This window comes from Tardiphaga sp. 839_C3_N1_4 (genome assembly GCF_051811045.1).
GTDB lineage: Bacteria > Pseudomonadota > Alphaproteobacteria > Rhizobiales > Xanthobacteraceae > Tardiphaga.
This window is the reverse complement of record NZ_JBPWQD010000001.1, coordinates 4395785-4411569: the sequence shown is the minus strand read 5'-3', so window position 1 is coordinate 4411569 and position 15785 is coordinate 4395785. Positions and strand designations below refer to the sequence as shown.

Below are 15785 nucleotides of genomic sequence, written 5' to 3'. Positions count from 1 at the left end.
TCTTGTTGGGAGGCCAAAGCTTCCGCCGCCCAATAAAATAATGATTCCATTATAGTTTTGATCGAAATTGCCCCGCACGGTGGCGTTCACCGGACACGATCTGCCGCAGCACTCTGTTGCGACTTCGCGGCGTTCGGTTCAATCGGGACTGTGCTAATTCAACCAGTTGTTGCAGGTTAATAGCCAGCACCGCCTGTATTTGCTACATTGAACTGTCTCGCAACCTCAACGAAACTCTTTCAGACTATAAAAATCGAATTGCCGGGTTGCGACGCACGGCTGTCTCACCGATTGAACCTTTCGCAAGGCCGAATGACACAACTGTGGTGACGAGCCCGCACAACGGAGTTTCTGAAGGACAGGACGAGCTGGCGGCGCGAGGCCGGACCGGCGTCGTCGCGGCTGTCCGTGCGATTCCGATCCGCTGGCGCATTCTGTCCATCGCAGCCCTGAACTCCGCGGTCGTCCTCGTCCTGGCGGGCCTGATCTGGAGCGGCTCGCGGGTGCTGTCCTCGGCCTGGGACGACGTGCGCCAGGTCCGGCAATCCGATCAGGTTCTGGCCCTGCTCGAGAGCGAGACCGGCCGGCTGCAGAACCTGATCCATCGCTATATCAATCAGCCCAGCCCCGAACTGTTCGCTGAAATCCTGCTGTTGCGCGAGGCTGTGCTTGGGACACTGAATACCCGTGCCTCGACCGACCCCATGCTATCCGGCTCGGTCGCCGAGCTGGAACGCGTCACCGAGCGCTTCCTCAGCGGCTTCGGTGAATTGCGGACGCTTCAGACCACCATTGCCAAGACCTATGAGGAACAAGTGCTCGGGCCTGCCAAGGACATGGCAGGACTGTACTCCATCATCGAAGGCGCCACAGGCCAGCGCGACGCGCTGATCTGGCCGGCACTCGGCAAGTCGCGTGAGGCATTCACCGCGATGCTGGTCGCCGCCAACGCCTATTATCTGTCGCTGGCATCCGCCTCGGCCGAGGATGCACGCCGCAACACAGAGACGATCGAGCGTACTATCCCGGTCATGACCGACCTCGCCGACAATGATCTGCAGCGCATTGCGTTGCAGCGGCTCAAGGGACGCTCGGTTGCCCTCCGCCAGGGGCTCGCAAAACTGTCCGAACAACTCTCCAGCCGCACGGACCTGCTGCGCAATTCGATCGATGCCAGCCAGGCCGACACGATTGCTGCGATCGATGGCCTGTCCGTCAAGATGCGCCAGCGCGAGCAGTCCGCGCAGGCCACTTTCGACCGCACGCTGACGGCGATCTCCCGCAATGTCATGGTCATCGCCGCGGCCTTTCTTGGGCTGATCATCACCGCAGGCATCATCATCGCGCTGAGCATCCGCCTGCCGCTGCAGCAGATCATGGCCTCGATGCGCGCAATCACCTCCGGCGACTATGATCGCAAGGTCCAGGGCACCGCCGCCAAGGACGAGGTTGGCGCCATGGCCCGCGCGGTCGAAGTGTTCCGTGAGAACGCCGTCGCCAAGCGCGAAGCCGAGAACGAGCTGCGTGCATCGAAAGAGAAAGCCGAAAGCGCCTTGCTCGAACTAAATGCCGCACAGCAGAATTTGATCGATGCCGAACGGCTGGCCGCGCTTGGCGGTCTGGTCGCCGGCGTGGCCCACGAGGTCAATAATCCGATCGGCATCAGCCTCACCGTGGCATCAAGCTTCGCCCGGCGCTCGGAAATGTTCGAGGCCGAACTGCGCTCCAATGCCCCGTTGCGGCGCTCGCAACTGGAAGAATTCGTCAAGACGTCACGCGATGCGGCGCAGCAACTAGTCGCCAACCTGCATCGCGCCGGCGAGCTTATTCAGTCCTTCAAACAGGTCGCCGTCGATCGTTCCCATGCCGAACGGCGGCAATTCAGCCTCTCCGAGGCCACCGATCAGATCATCGCCAGTCTGCGCCCCGTCCTGAAGAAGGCTCCGATCACGCTGACAGTCGACGTGCCGGACGGGCTGATGATCGACGGCTATCCCGGGTCCTACGGCCAGATCCTGACCAACCTGTTCCTGAATGCGGCCAATCACGCGTTCCCGGACGGCAAGCCCGGCGCCATCGCTATCACCGCCAAGCCGCGCGGCACCGACGATATCGAGATCAGCTTCTCCGACAACGGCGCGGGCATGAGCCCGGACGTCCAGCGACAGGCTTTCGACCCGTTTTTCACCACCCGCCGCAACGAAGGCGGCACCGGCCTCGGCCTCCACATCGTGTACAATCTGGTGACCCAGCAGCTGGGTGGCCGGATGATGCTGGAGTCAAGACTGGGACAAGGCACGACATTTCGCATTATCATGCCGCGGGCCGCCACTGGCGCCGCCGGATCATTTGACGGGACTACGCAATGGCCGACCAGGACGATGTCCTCTACCTGATTGAAGACTCCGGTGATGTCCCGGAAGAATCCAATAACCGAAAATGGAAGATCGCGGTCATCGACGATGATCAGGCCGTGCATGAGGGCACGCGCTTCGCGCTGAGCGATTACACCCTGAACGGCCAGTCGCTGGAAATCCTGTCGGCCTATTCCGCCGCGGAAGGCCAGGCCCTGATGCGCGAGCATACAGATATCGCGGCCGTGCTGCTCGACGTCATCATGGAGACGGATGCGGCCGGCCTCGAACTGGTCGAGTTCATCCGCAACGAGCTGCACAACGAGACGGTGCGCATCATTCTGCGCACCGGCCAGCCAGGCCAAGCGCCGGAGCGCCGCGTCATCGTCGACTATGACATCAACGACTACAAGGCGAAGACCGAACTGACCGCCGACAAGCTGTTCACCTCGCTGACGGCAGCACTGCGCAGCTATCAGCAGCTCGAACGCATGGTGCAGACGCGGCGTGGCCTCGAAATCATCATCGACGCGGCCTCGACGCTCTACGATTTCAAGTCGATGCAGCGGCTCGCCGAAGGCGTGCTGACGCAGATCGCGTCACTGCTGAACGTCGATTGCGCGGGCATTCTGGTGCTGCGCGATGGCGGCGTTGTCGGCGACGACTATGCCGTCCTCGCCGGATCAGGCTGCTACAGCCGCTTCATGGGCACTGCGACTTCGCAGTCGCTCGATCCGGACCTGCGCCAGATGGTCGAAGAGGCCTTCAAGCGCCGCAAGCATGATTTCGCCGACCATCGGACGGCGCTCTATATCCGCACCGGCAGCGGCCGCGAGGTTGTCGTGCTGTTGCAGGCAGAGCGGCAATTGTCGGAGACCGATCGTTCGCTGGTGGAGATCTTCGGCAGCCGGCTGTCGATCGCCTTCGACAACGTGATCCTCTACCAGCAACTGCACGAGGCAAATACGCAGTTGGAAGACCGCGTGGCGCAGCGCACCCGCGCTCTCATGCAGGCCAATCGCCGGCTTTCGGCGCAGTGGCTGCGGCTGCAACGCGCCAACGGCTTCAAGAACGAGATTCTGGGCACCGTCGCCCATGACCTGAAGAATCCGCTCGGCGTGATCCTCGGCCGCACCGAGATGCTGACCGAGCTGATATCCGCGGGATCGCCGAAGGAAAACATCTCCGCGCAGGTCGATCACATCCGTGACGCCACCAAGCGGTTGACCTCGATGGTCGATCACCTGATCTCCGATGCCATGGCGGACGCCTTCGATATTACCATCCGCCGCGAGCCGGTCGATCTGGCGACGCTGGTCCGGGACGTCGCGGAAGCGAACCGGCCGTCTGCGGTGAACAAGCAGCAGGATCTCTCCGTCTCGGCGCCGGCTCACCACGATCTCACCATGTGCGATGCCGACCGGATGCGCGAAGCGATCGACAATCTCGTCAGCAACGCCATCAAATACAGCCCGATCGGCGGCAAGATCGCGCTGCTGATCACGGGCGACGCCGATTATGTCCGCATCAGCATCAGCGACGAAGGTCCCGGCCTGTCGCCGGAAGATCTCGACCGGCTGTTTGGCCGTTTCCAGAGGCTGTCGGCCAAGCCGACCGGCGGCGAAAGCTCGACCGGCCTTGGCCTGTCGATCGTCAAACGCATCATCGACATGCATGGTGGCGAGGTGAATGCACATAGCCCCGGCCCAGGCCAGGGCGCTACCTTCACCATCCTGCTGCCAGCCACCAGTGAGGGCCTGTCATGAGCCAGAGCCCGCATATCGTCATCGTCGACGATGAAGCGCCCGCCCGCGAGATGGTGGGCGACTATCTCAAGATGCACGGCTTTGCCGTGACCCTGTGCGACGGCGGCAAGAGCCTGCGCAGCGAGATCGAGACCAAGGTGCCGGATCTCGTGGTGCTCGACCTTAACATGCCCGAGGAAGACGGGCTCTCGATCATCCGTGACCTCAAGAGCCGCATCAATGTGCCGGTGATCATGCTGACCGCCACCGCGAGCCCGATCGACCGTGTCGTCGGCCTCGAACTCGGCGCCGACGATTACATCGCCAAGCCCTGCGAACTCCGCGAATTGATGGCGCGCATCCGCTCGGTCTTGCGCCGAAGCACGCCGGTGAAGGGCGCAGCAGCAGATGCAACGCCTGCCAAGGAGAGCAAGGATCATCTCGTGCGCTTCGGCACGAAATGGCTCGATCTGGAAGCGCAGGCCCTGCGCGACGATGAGGGCAACGAACATCCGCTGACGGCTTCTGAATTTGGCCTGCTCAAGGTATTCGCCGCGAATCCGAAGCGCGTGCTCTCGCGCGAACGGTTGCTCGAACTGGCCAATGCCCGCGACGCAGAAGCTTTCGACCGGGCGGTTGACCTGCGGATCATGCGAATCCGCCGCAAAATCGAGCCCGATCCGACGAAGCCCGCCGTGATCCGTACAATTCGCGGCGGGGGCTATTTGTTCTCCCCCGTGGGCGACAAGGCCTGAGCACCCCTTTTGGAATCTATCCCGTTCAATTTACACGCATTTCACCTCTGAATGTTTCGTCCCTAGCCCTGCGACGAAACAATTCTCCGGTTCCATGAAACCATTTTCCGCTTTTGAAGCAGACGCCCTGAAACCCGGGCTCCTTAACAATCCTCCCAACGAAGCCGCAACGCGGTCTCTTACGGGAGTTAGTCATGCAGAACGTCATCGCCCTCAATGCCGCCGGTCAGCAGGGTATCATTACGGCCCGCGCCACCTCGGACGAGATGCTGCTGGAGAATATCGCCAGCGGCGACCGCACAGCGATGCACACGCTTTATGCCCGACACAATGTGCGGGTCTATCGCTTCGTTCTCCGCATGCTGCGTGACACGTCGGCGGCGGAAGATCTGGTCAGCCAGGTATTCCTCGATGTATGGCGAACCGCCAGCCAGTTCGAAGGCCGCTCGCAGGTCTCCACCTGGTTGTTGTCGATCGCACGCTTCAAGGCGCTGACTGCGCTGCGCCAGCGTAAATATGAAGACATCGACCAGGACGATGTTATGGAAATCGCCGACCAGGCCGATACACCTGAGGCATCGCTCGATCGCAGCCGCACCAGCGCCATTCTTCGCGCCTGTGTCGCCAAGCTGTCGCCGGCGCATCGCGAGATCGTCAACCTCGTCTATTATCATGAGAAGTCAGTAGAAGAGGTGGCCGGCCTGATCGGTATCCCCGCATCGACGGTGAAGACCCGCATGTTCTACGCCCGCAAGCAGCTCGCCGATCTCTTGAAGACCGCCGGCATCGACAGCATCGCAGCGTAATCCGCCGCGATCCCTTTGCTCCAGCGTTCCAGACGTCAGTTCGCGTAAACCTCCCCACCTCCAGCGACCCGGACGGGATGCCCCCTTCCGGGTCGCATTTTGTTTTGAGCTCCGGCTTTGTCATCGTCAGCAGTCGCACGAACTTCCGCATCGACCTGCGCAATACATCTGACAAAATTGGACAAATTGTCTACGAGTCCGACGGCGAACGCCAACGTGGGCAGATGGACAGCCTTTTCAAGACGTTGCCGAATGCGGGCGACCAACTAACGAAAGGCCTCGCACAGTTTCGCCCGCGCGCTCTGCATGATAGAACACGTCCAGACTACACATGGACGGATGCAGATGTTCGAAGGCTTTGACCCTGTCATACTAGCCCGAGCGCAATTTGCGTTCACGATGTCATTTCACATCATCTTTCCCGCGTTCTCCATTGGGCTGGCGAGCTATCTCGCGGTGCTCGAAGCACTCTGGCTGTGGACCGGGCGCGACGTCTTCCTCAACCTGTTCAACTACTGGCTCAAGATCTTCGCCGTTGCCTTCGGCATGGGCGTGGTCTCCGGCATCGTGATGTCCTACCAGTTCGGCACCAACTGGTCGGCCTTCTCCGACAAGGCAGGACCGATCATCGGCCCGCTGATGGCCTATGAAGTCCTCACCGCCTTCTTCCTCGAGGCTGGATTTCTTGGCGTCATGCTGTTCGGGCTTCAACGCGTAGGTCCTAGGCTGCATTTCTTCGCTACGCTGATGGTCGCGATCGGGACGCTGTTTTCGGCCTTCTGGATTCTCTCCGCGAATTCCTGGATGCAGACGCCGACCGGCTACACCATCAACGCTGCCGGCCAGTTTGTTGCCGCCGACTGGTGGAAGGTGATCTTCAACCCGTCCTTTCCGTATCGTCTCGTGCATATGGTGCTGGCGGCCTATCTCACCACGGCTTTCGTGGTGGGCGCGGTCGGCGCCTGGCATCTGCTCAAGGATACGCGCCTGCCCGGCCCGCGCGTGATGTTTTCCATGGCGATGTGGATGGCCACACTGGTCGCGCCGCTGCAGATTCTTGCCGGCGATCAGCACGGCCTCAACACGCTCGAGCACCAGCCAACCAAGATCATGGCCATGGAAGGCCATTTCGAAAGCCATCCCCATGGTGCGCCGCTGATCCTGTTCGGTATCCCAAGCCAGGCCGAAGGCAAAGTGAACTACGCTATCGAAGTACCCAAGCTCGGATCGCTGATCCTGAAGCACGACCTGAATGCGCCAATGGCCGGGCTCGATACTGTTCCGCGCGAAAACTGGCCGCCGGTGCCGGTGACCTTCTGGTCGTTCCGCATCATGGTCGGCATCGGCTTCCTGATGCTGGGGCTGGGACTGCTGAGCCTCTTCATGCGCTTCCGCGGCAAGTTCTATGAGTCGCGTTTGCTTCACAGCTTTGCGCTCGCGATGGGCCCGGCCGGCTTCATCGCCGTGCTGGCCGGCTGGGTGACGACCGAAACGGGGCGGCAACCGTTCACGGTGTTCGGCCTGCTGCGAACAAGCGCTTCGGTTTCGCCGCTGGCGGCACCAGCCGTGGCGTCGTCGCTGATCGCCTTCGCCATCGTTTATTTCCTGGTCTTCGCTGCCGGCACGATCTATCTGCTGCGGTTGATGGCCGTGCCGCCCCATCATGATGAGCAAGGCCCGGCCGGCAACGTCCCAAGTCGCGCGGCGGGCATTACCCCGGCTGTGGGCGCAACCGCATCGGGGCGCGCGTCATGATCGATGTCGCGGTCGTCTGGGCCTTCATCATCGCCTTTGCCGTGTTCGTCTATGTCGTGATGGACGGCTTCGATCTCGGCCTCGGCATGCTGTTTCCACTCTTCCCGAAGAAGGAAGATCGTGACGTCATGATGAACTCGGTCGCCCCGGTCTGGGACGGCAACGAGACCTGGCTGGTGCTCGGCGGCGGAGGGCTGATGGCGGCGTTTCCGCTGGCCTATGCGGTGCTGATGCCGGCGCTGTATACACCGATGATCGTGATGCTGCTGGGGCTGGTGTTTCGCGGCGTCGCCTTCGAATTCCGCTGGCGCACCACGCGCGAGCGCAATCTCTGGGATATCGCCTTTGCCGGTGGCTCGCTGATGGCCACGCTGGCGCAGGGCGTGGCGCTCGGCGCAATCCTGCAAGGCATCGTTGTCAATGGTCGCCACTATGGCGGCGGCTGGTGGGACTGGCTGACACCGTTCAGCGTCCTGACTGGACTCGCACTAATGGCCGGCTACGGTCTGCTCGGCGCCACCTGGCTCGTGCTGAAGACCGAAGGCGCGTTGCGCGATCAGGCCTATCGGCTGAGCTGGTGGCTGCTATTCGCCATGCTCGCTGCCATCGGCCTCGTCAGCATCGCGACACCATTTTTGGATGCCGAATATGCGCGTCGCTGGTTCGCCTGGCCCAACATCATCCTGACGGCGCCGGTGCCGATTGCGGTTGCTGCCATCACGGCGCTCTTGATGCGAAGCCTCGCGGCCAAACAGGATTACCGGCCGTTCTTCCTGTCGCTGGCGCTGTTCGCGCTGTCCTATGCGGGATTGGGCATCAGCATGTGGCCCTATATCGTGCCGCGCAGCATCACCATCTGGCAGGCCGCGTCGCCCGACAACAGCCTGCATTTCATGAGCTATGGCGTCGCCGTGCTGGTTCCCATCATCCTCGGCTACACCGCCTGGGCCTATTACGTGTTTCGCGGCAAGGTTCGCGCCGGCGCGGGCTATCACTGATGGCACCTGCGTCGCAGCAAAAGCCCGTCCCTTCAGACAAGCGCCCGCTGATACAACGCCTGTTGTGGTTTGTTGCGCTGTGGCTGGGCGGCGTCGCCAGTGTGACCCTCGTCAGCTACGTGCTGCGTCTGTGGATCGCACCGAAATAGACGCGGTGACCTTTAATCAAATCGTCACCCGCGAACGGCAAATATGCCGGCGACTCACGACGTCCGCGCGCGGACCGTCGCTATGCCCGCTGATTTCATGGTTCCCGTAATTTGGCTGGGATGATACAGAATATCGGACGCGAAACCGGAGATGCCTGCGATGATCAACATCCGCCGCCTGCTTGGCTTTCAACTCGTCGCCGCAGCCAGCCTGATGTTGTCGATCACGCAAGGCCTCGCCCAGCAGCCGCGTCCGGATGTCGGCGACGAGCCCGGGCTAATTGCCGACGACTCCGTTCAGCTTGAACCGGAATTCCAGAAGCAGATGGTGCTGTACCGCACCACCGAGGCACCGGGCACCATCATCATCGCGACCTCCGAACGCCATCTCTATGTGGTGCAAGGCAATGGTCGCGCGCTGCGATACGGCATCGGAGTCGGCCGCGACGGCTTCCAGTGGCAGGGCCTCTTGAAGATCTCGCGCAAGGCGGAATGGCCGGACTGGACGCCGCCGCCGGAAATGATCGCGCGCCAGCCTTACCTTCCTCGCTTCATGGCGGGTGGCCCCGGCAATCCGCTCGGCGCCCGCGCGCTCTATCTCGGCGCCACCGTCTATCGCATCCACGGCACCAACCGGCCAGACACCATCGGCACCGCCGTATCGTCCGGCTGCTTCCGGCTGGTCAATGCCGATGTCGCCGACCTTTATGACCGGATCCCGGTGGGCACCAAGGTCATCGTGCGGCAGAAGCCTGAAATCTGATCTGCACCTCACCGCGCAGCTCTTAGATCCAGTTTTTCTCTGACATATTTTTATCTGACGACGGGGCGGACTTCGCATGGGGATGAAGCGGACTTTCACGACGGGGCTTGCCATTGGCCTCCTGATTGCCACGGCAGTGGCCGCGGCTGCGATCACCTATGAGCGCTACGACACCAAGACGCTGAAGCGCACCGTCAAACGCGACGCCGTACTGTGCGGTGTGAATACCGGCCTGCCCGGCTTCTCGTCGCCGGATGCGCAGGGCACCTGGACCGGCTTCGATGTCGACTTCTGCCGCGCCGTCGCTGCCGCGATCTTCAACGATCCGAAGAAGGTGACGTTCGTTCCGCTCGACGCGTCGGATCGCTTCAAGGAGCTGCAGAGCCGCAAGGTCGATATCCTGTCGCGCAACTCTACATGGAGCATGTCGCGCGAAACCAATTACGATCTCTATTTCCCGGCCGTATCCTATTATGACGGCCAGGGCTTCATGGTGCCGAAATCCCGCAAGATCGATTCTGCGCTGGAACTCGATGGCAGCAAGGTCTGCGTCCAGGACGGCACCACGACGGTACTGAATCTCGCCGACTACTTCCGCAGTAACAACATCAAATACACCGAAGTGAAGTTTCCGAAGCTGGACGAAGTCCTCAAGGCCTATAATTCCGGCCAGTGCGACACTTTCACGGCGGATGCGTCGCAGCTCTATGCGCTGCGCCTGACCATGAGCAAGCCCGACGATCACCTGATCCTGCCCGACGTCATCTCCAAGGAGCCGCTGGCCCCCGTGGTGCGCCAGCGTGACGACGACTGGATGATGATCGTGAAGTGGACGCTCTACGCCATGATCAATGCCGAGGAGCTCGGAATCACATCGAAGAACATCGACGAAGCCCTAAAGTCCAAGAAGCCCGACGTGATGCGTCTGGTCGGCACCGAAGGCGCTTACGGCGAAGACCTCAGCCTCTCGAAGGACTGGGCCGCCCGCATCATCCGCCATGTCGGCAATTACGGCGAAGTCTATGACCGCAATATCGGCGAAGGCTCGAAGCTGAAGATTCCGCGCGGGTTGAACCAGATCTGGAGCGCCGGCGGCATCCAATACGCGCCGCCGATCAGGTAAGCTACTTCTTTCTAACCTCTCCCCGTTTTTGCGGGGAGAGGTTAAGAACCCGCACTCAATAATTCTTCAGTCGCGCCAATTGATCCGCGTGGTAATTGCTGTCCCCCAGCAATTCCTGACAGACCCGCGCGCGCTTCATGAAGAAGCCGATGTCGAACTGGTCGGTCATGCCCATGCCGCCATGCATCTGCACGCCTTCCTGCACGGCGAGCGTTGCCGTGGTGCCGGCCTTGGCCTTGGCGACCGCAATCGCGGCCGGCGCGGTCGGCGCACCATCATCAATGAGCTGCAGCGCTTTCAGCACGGCTGCACGCGTCACCTCGATCTCGGTGTAGAGATGCGCGGCGCGGTGCTGGAGGGCTTGGAATTCGCCGATCAGCTTGCCGAATTGCTTGCGCTCCTTGAGATAGGTCACGGTGCGGCCGAACACTTCGTCTGACAGGCCGACCATTTCGGCGGCGACGGCGCCGCGGCCGATATTCAGCACGCTGTCCAACAATGCGCCGCCCTGATCGACATCGCCGAGCACGCTGTCGGCGGTCACTTCAACATTCTCGAACGTGACCCGCGCTGCATTGTGCGAATCCACCATCGCGGTGCGTTCCAGCGCGATGCCCTTGGCCTTCGGATCGACCAGAAACAGCGTGAGCCCATCGCGCTCGCCCGGCGCACCTGCACTGCGCGCCGCGACGATCAGGAGATCGGCGGTGTGGCCATCGACGACAAAGGCCTTCGCACCGTTCAGCTTGAAACCATTGCCGGAGCGCGCGGCCTTCATCGCCGTCTGCAACGGGCGATGCTTCGCGCCTTCATCGATGGCCAGCGCCGCCAGCAGCCCGCCGTTGGCGATCTTTGTCAGGTAGTCTGACTTCTGCGCGTCGCTGCCCCGATTCAGCGCCGAGACGCCCAGCACAGCCGTGGAGAAGAACGGCGACGGCATCAGCGTGCGGCCGATCTCCTCCATCACCACGCCGGCTTCGACGGCGCCGAGCCCGCTACCGCCGAACGCTTCCGGCACCAGCAATCCGGCAAATCCCATTTCGGAAAACACGCGCCAGTAGTCGCGCGAGAACCCGGTCGCATCCTTGCTATCGCGGAGCTGCCGGAAATGACCGACCGGCGCCTTGTCGCCGATAAAGCCGCGGGCGCTGTCGCGCAGCATGGTCTGTTCTTCGTTGAGGAGGAGAGGCATGGGTGTGATCCGGTTGTTCGTTGATTGGCTGCGCGCCGAATGAGATGGTCGTCATGCCCGGCATATGCCGGGTATTCACGCCTTGCTGCGAAGGAAGACGTGGTTGGCCGGGTCAAGCCCGGCCATGACAGCGGAGAAGGCCTACGCCCCCGGCAAATCCAGAATGCGCTTGGCGACAATCCCCAGCATCACTTCGCTGGTGCCGCCTTCAATCGAATTCGCCTTGGTACGCAGCCACGCACGCGGACGTGCGCCCTCATGCGAGCGCTGGCTTTCCCATTCCAGCGCATCGATGCCGCCCGATGACATCAGGATTTCATGGCGGCGCTTGTTGAGTTCGGTACCGTAATATTTCATCGCCGACGAGAACGCCGGATGCGCCTGACCGGCTTTCGCCAGATCGACGGCGCGCTCGGCCGCGCAGGCCAATGCAGCTTCATCGACTTCGAAACTTGCGATCTGCCCGCGCAGCATCGCATCGTCGAGGCGGCCCTGCGCGTCCGAACCGATCGAGTCGGCAGCGACCTGGCCAAGCGGTCGGCCGGCGCCGCGCTCTCCCATGCCAGAGATCATCGCACGCTCATGCTGCAGCAGGTACTTTGCGACGTCCCAGCCGCGATCGACAGTGCCAAGCACATGCGACTTCGGCACGCGCACATTGTCGAAGAAGGTTTCGCAGAATGGCGACTTGCCGGAGATCAGCAGGATCGGCTTGGTCGAGACACCCTTCGACGTCATATCGAACAGGATGAAGCTGATGCCGTCATGCTTCTTGCCGGACGCGTCGGTGCGCACCAGACAGAAGATCCAGTCGGCATAATTCGCGTAGGACGTCCAGATCTTCTGGCCCGTGATGAGGTAGTCATCGCCGTCGCTCTCGGCGCGCGTCTGCAGCGAGGCCAAATCGGAGCCGGCATTGGGTTCGGAATAACCCTGACACCAGCGGATCAGACCCGCAGCGATTTTCGGCAGATGCTCCTGCTTCTGGGCGTCGGTGCCATATTTCAGCAACGCCGGGCCGAGCATGGAAATGCCGAACGACACCAACGGCAGACGGGCCGAGATCGCAGCCATTTCCTGGCGCAGGATCTTCGTCTGCTCGCCGTCGAGTCCGCCGCCGCCATATTCCTTTGGCCAATGCGGCACAGTCCAGCCCTTGTCGCGCATCCGTTCGAACCAGATCCGCTGCGGCTCCGATGAATATTTCGCGTTACGTCCGCCCCAGAACGTATCTTCATCCGAACTCATCGGCTTGCGCATCTCCGGCGGGCAATTGGCCTCAAGCCAGGCGCGCGTCTCGCTGCGAAATTGATCGAGATCCGACATCAGCGTTTCCATCCGTTTTGTGCGCGGGATGCCGAGCATCCGCTATGTTGTTGGGCGAAGCTTACTCGCCACTTCGTGGAATTCAATGGCCTGCTGCAAAGCGGAAGTAGTCAGGCTCGCCATTCCGGTGTATCGCCAGAGGACAACGAGCAAAAACACGCGAGGAAACAATATGCGTCTCAAGTGGCTTTCGCCTGGCGAAATGTCTTCCGACCAGAAGTCCATCTATGACGAGTCGATCGCCAGCAAGCGCGGACGCCCGCCGGAGCCGATGATGGCCTGGCTCGCCAGCCCGAACATGGCACGGCACGCGACCCGCCTCGGCGCGTTTCTGCGCTACGACACCACGCTGACACCCGCGCATGCCGAGCTGGCGATCCTCGTCACCGCAAGGCACTGGACCGCGCATTTCGAATGGTATGCGCACAAGAAGATGGCGCTCGATGGCGGCCTCGATCCCGCCGTCATCGAAGACATCAAGAATCGCCGCACGCCGAGCTTCAGCGAGAAGAAAGCGCGGGTGATCTATGACGTCGCCAAGTCGCTGCACGAGGCGCAGGGTTTGTCCGGGCCGCTCTATGACGAAGCCACCGAGACCTTGGGCGCACAGGGCCTCGTCGAGATCATCGGCCTGTGCGGCTACTACACCATGGTTTCGATGACGCTGAACACCTACGAATTCGGCCTGCCGGACGGGCTGGTCTCGGAGCTTGCGTAGGAGACCCATCAATCCAATTCCCGGAAACGATGGGTTTCGCGAAGACGCTCTACCGATCCTGCGATCCCGTGACTAGATCGTCTTGAGCATCACGCAAATCAGGAGCTCCCACATGCCCGACCCAACCGCGCCGATCCCCGCAGGCACACGGATCGGGCATGTTCACCTGAAGGTTGCCGACCTCGATCGCGCGCTCGGTTTCTACCGCGACGTCCTCGGCTTTCAGGTCAAGCAGCGCTATGGCGATCAGGCCGTCTTCATCGCCGCCGGTGATTACCATCACCACATCGGCCTCAATACCTGGGAGAGCAAAGGCGGCCAGCCGCCGGCGCCAGGCACCACCGGTCTTTTCCATACCGCGATCCTGTATCCGACCCGCGCCGCATTGGCCGGCGCACTGCACCGCGTGCTCTCGGCCGGCATCCAGCTTGACGGCGCCAGCGACCACGGCGTCAGCGAGGCGCTGTATCTGCGTGATCCCGACCAGAATGGCGTCGAACTGTATTGGGATCGGCCGGAGGCGGACTGGCCGCGCGATGCCAATGGCGGCATCGCGATGTTTACGAAGCGGCTGGACGTTGAGGAGCTGCTGAAACACCACCAGACATAGACTCGATCCTCATCCTGAGGAGCGCGCCCTTGCGCGCGTCTCGAAGGATGGCCTCAAGTTCAGAGCCAAGCCAATTCGTGGTTCGAGACGGCGCAAATGCACCTCCTCACCATAAGGTCAGAGCTCCACCTTCCGCCCCCGCACCATGATCAACACTGCCGCGGCCACCTGCAACGCCATGCAGACATAAAACGGCACGGCGTAACTGCCCGAAAGATCGCGCAGCCAGCCGACGATGCCCGGACCGAAAGCGTAAGTGACCTGCGTCGCCGCCGTGATCAGGCTGACCAGCACCCCGAACGAGCGCGCAGCAAATTCGCGCTGCACGATCAGCGCCGGTAGCGTGATCAGATTGCCGACCGAGAATCCGAACAGCGCGCAAGCAAAGAATAGCAGCGCTTCGTTGCGCGAGTTGATGACAATGGCGAGCGCGACGCCCTGACTGAGAAACGACAGCGCCGATGCAAGTCGCTGATTGAGCCGGTCGATCACTGTCGAGAACAAGACTCGGCCAACCACCGCCATCAGCGTCAGCAGCGAGACCGCGGCCGCCGCGCGCTCTCGACCGATCACCGGATCAAGAAACGAGATCAGATGAACGATGAAGCCGACCTGCGCAAACAATCCGAATGCAAAGGCAATGGTAAGCGTCAGGAACGCCACGTCGCGCATCGCCTCCGCGCGAATGCGTGTCGACGACGGTGCATTGGTCGTAGGGGCAATACCGCCCGATGCAGCGGACACTGCACGATGCGGCGGATGGCCGACGAAGATGATGATCACCGGGACGAGCAGCACAAGCATCGCGACCGCTGCGGCAATCGTCGCGCCGCCAAAGCCGAATGCATTGCTCGCCGTCACCAATAAGGGCACGCCGACGATGCCGCCGAAACTCGCGCCATTCAGCGCAAGGCTGATGGCCATGCCGCGCTTCTTGTCGAACCACAGACCGAGCGTGTTGGTGATCGCACCGAGGCTGGTGCCGGCCCATCCAAATGCGAGCAGTACATTCACCGCATAGAGCTGCCAGGGCGACGTAATCTGTCCGAGCAGGATGGTGGCGAACGCCATCACGCCGACACCGGCCAGCAAACAGTTGCGCGGCCCGAGCGCACGCATCGCCTCGCTCACGAATGCGACCAGCAATGCACCGACGAGATAGAAAAAGGTCGTGGCCGTTGCGATGGTCGAGGCCGGCCAGCCATGCACGCGCTGAAGTTCCGCGAGATAGACGCTCTGGCCATAGAAGCCGAGCGCCCAGCCGAATGTCGCGAGCAGGAAACAAACACCGACGATACGCCAGCCGTCGTAGCGAGCTGATGTCTCGTCATTTACCTCGGGCTTCTTCGGCCCAGTCGGAGTCGCGTCCATTCCGGATCTGCTTTCATTACGTTTCGTCCATCATGCTGCTCTGCGACAACACGCCGCGCTGATGTACCACCGTGATTAGAATTAACCACCCGTTTTACGGGACAAAACGCTTTTGGATTA

At 61.7% G+C, this 15785-nt stretch carries 14 protein-coding genes; 11 read left to right on the top strand and 3 right to left on the bottom strand.

Features of this window, described 5'->3' with window-relative positions; translation table 11 throughout:
- Positions 1–368: 368 nt before the first annotated feature.
- The 9 genes from AB8A38_RS21110 (at position 369) to AB8A38_RS21070 (ending at position 10448) form a co-directional block, all read left to right on the top strand.
- On the top strand, positions 369–2396 hold the full coding sequence (locus tag AB8A38_RS21110) for a sensor histidine kinase (protein WP_315844269.1): 2028 nt from the start codon (positions 369–371) through the stop codon (positions 2394–2396).
- A complete protein-coding gene (locus AB8A38_RS21105; RefSeq protein ID WP_439087279.1) occupies positions 2366–4120 on the top strand; it encodes an ATP-binding response regulator in 1755 nt (584 codons plus the stop codon). Before AB8A38_RS21110 ends, AB8A38_RS21105 begins: the two co-directional genes overlap by 31 nt.
- Positions 4117–4854, top strand: coding sequence for a response regulator (locus tag AB8A38_RS21100; protein ID WP_315839697.1), 738 nt, complete (start codon positions 4117–4119; stop codon positions 4852–4854). The genes AB8A38_RS21105 and AB8A38_RS21100 overlap by 4 nt, the downstream gene beginning before the upstream one ends.
- A gap of 194 nt (positions 4855–5048) precedes the next feature.
- Positions 5049–5660, top strand: a complete 612-nt coding sequence (locus tag AB8A38_RS21095) for a sigma-70 family RNA polymerase sigma factor (RefSeq protein ID WP_093757615.1) — start codon at positions 5049–5051, stop codon at positions 5658–5660.
- A 345-nt stretch (positions 5661–6005) separates the two neighbouring features.
- On the top strand, positions 6006–7415 hold the full coding sequence (locus AB8A38_RS21090; RefSeq protein ID WP_439087278.1) for a cytochrome ubiquinol oxidase subunit I: 1410 nt from the start codon (positions 6006–6008) through the stop codon (positions 7413–7415).
- The gene (gene cydB / locus AB8A38_RS21085) at positions 7412–8413 is read left to right on the top strand and encodes a cytochrome d ubiquinol oxidase subunit II (RefSeq protein ID WP_315839699.1); all 1002 of its coding nucleotides are present in this window, start codon (positions 7412–7414) and stop codon (positions 8411–8413) included. Before AB8A38_RS21090 ends, cydB begins: the two co-directional genes overlap by 4 nt.
- The gene (locus tag AB8A38_RS21080) at positions 8413–8562 is read left to right on the top strand and encodes a DUF2474 domain-containing protein (protein ID WP_315839700.1); all 150 of its coding nucleotides are present in this window, start codon (positions 8413–8415) and stop codon (positions 8560–8562) included. The genes cydB and AB8A38_RS21080 overlap by 1 nt, the downstream gene beginning before the upstream one ends.
- 160 nt (positions 8563–8722) lie before the next feature.
- Positions 8723–9325, top strand: a complete 603-nt coding sequence (locus tag AB8A38_RS21075) for a L,D-transpeptidase (protein WP_068730420.1) — start codon at positions 8723–8725, stop codon at positions 9323–9325.
- Between the two features lie 82 nt (positions 9326–9407).
- Entirely contained in the window at positions 9408–10448 is a 1041-nt protein-coding gene (locus tag AB8A38_RS21070; protein ID WP_439087277.1) for an amino acid ABC transporter substrate-binding protein, read from the top strand.
- Between the two features lie 55 nt (positions 10449–10503).
- Here AB8A38_RS21070 and AB8A38_RS21065 read toward each other — a convergent pair whose 3' ends face one another.
- Together AB8A38_RS21065 and AB8A38_RS21060 are read right to left on the bottom strand one after the other, a co-directional pair.
- Entirely contained in the window at positions 10504–11640 is a 1137-nt protein-coding gene (locus AB8A38_RS21065; RefSeq protein WP_439087276.1) for an acyl-CoA dehydrogenase family protein, read from the bottom strand.
- 141 nt (positions 11641–11781) lie between these two features.
- Positions 11782–12966, bottom strand: coding sequence for an acyl-CoA dehydrogenase family protein (locus AB8A38_RS21060; RefSeq protein ID WP_439087275.1), 1185 nt, complete (start codon positions 12964–12966; stop codon positions 11782–11784).
- Between the two features lie 172 nt (positions 12967–13138).
- Between AB8A38_RS21060 and AB8A38_RS21055 the strand changes: the two genes are divergently transcribed.
- Both AB8A38_RS21055 and AB8A38_RS21050 read left to right on the top strand, forming a co-directional pair.
- Complete coding sequence (locus AB8A38_RS21055) at positions 13139–13684, top strand: carboxymuconolactone decarboxylase family protein (protein WP_439087274.1); 546 nt, start codon at positions 13139–13141, stop codon at positions 13682–13684.
- A gap of 112 nt (positions 13685–13796) precedes the next feature.
- Entirely contained in the window at positions 13797–14294 is a 498-nt protein-coding gene (locus tag AB8A38_RS21050; RefSeq protein WP_439087273.1) for a VOC family protein, read from the top strand.
- A 117-nt stretch (positions 14295–14411) separates the two neighbouring features.
- On the opposite strand, the gene AB8A38_RS21045 is transcribed toward AB8A38_RS21050, so the two are convergent.
- Entirely contained in the window at positions 14412–15665 is a 1254-nt protein-coding gene (locus tag AB8A38_RS21045; protein WP_439087272.1) for an MFS transporter, read from the bottom strand.
- Positions 15666–15785 lie beyond the last annotated feature (120 nt).

Excerpts from the sequence above, each read along its gene's own strand:
- AB8A38_RS21105 (WP_439087279.1), top strand. The coding sequence starts at position 2,366 with ATGGCCGACCAGGACGATGTCCTCTACCTGATTGAAGACTCCGGTGAT.
- AB8A38_RS21100 (WP_315839697.1), top strand. The coding sequence starts at position 4,117 with ATGAGCCAGAGCCCGCATATCGTCATCGTCGACGATGAAGCGCCCGCC.
- AB8A38_RS21095 (WP_093757615.1), top strand. The coding sequence starts at position 5,049 with ATGCAGAACGTCATCGCCCTCAATGCCGCCGGTCAGCAGGGTATCATT.
- AB8A38_RS21090 (WP_439087278.1), top strand. The coding sequence starts at position 6,006 with ATGTTCGAAGGCTTTGACCCTGTCATACTAGCCCGAGCGCAATTTGCG.
- cydB (WP_315839699.1), top strand. The coding sequence starts at position 7,412 with ATGATCGATGTCGCGGTCGTCTGGGCCTTCATCATCGCCTTTGCCGTG.
- AB8A38_RS21080 (WP_315839700.1), top strand. The coding sequence starts at position 8,413 with ATGGCACCTGCGTCGCAGCAAAAGCCCGTCCCTTCAGACAAGCGCCCG.
- AB8A38_RS21075 (WP_068730420.1), top strand. The coding sequence starts at position 8,723 with ATGATCAACATCCGCCGCCTGCTTGGCTTTCAACTCGTCGCCGCAGCC.
- AB8A38_RS21070 (WP_439087277.1), top strand. The coding sequence starts at position 9,408 with ATGAAGCGGACTTTCACGACGGGGCTTGCCATTGGCCTCCTGATTGCC.
- AB8A38_RS21065 (WP_439087276.1), bottom strand. The coding sequence starts at position 11,640 with ATGCCTCTCCTCCTCAACGAAGAACAGACCATGCTGCGCGACAGCGCC.
- AB8A38_RS21060 (WP_439087275.1), bottom strand. The coding sequence starts at position 12,966 with ATGTCGGATCTCGATCAATTTCGCAGCGAGACGCGCGCCTGGCTTGAG.
- AB8A38_RS21055 (WP_439087274.1), top strand. The coding sequence starts at position 13,139 with ATGCGTCTCAAGTGGCTTTCGCCTGGCGAAATGTCTTCCGACCAGAAG.
- AB8A38_RS21050 (WP_439087273.1), top strand. The coding sequence starts at position 13,797 with ATGCCCGACCCAACCGCGCCGATCCCCGCAGGCACACGGATCGGGCAT.
- AB8A38_RS21045 (WP_439087272.1), bottom strand. The coding sequence starts at position 15,665 with ATGGACGCGACTCCGACTGGGCCGAAGAAGCCCGAGGTAAATGACGAG.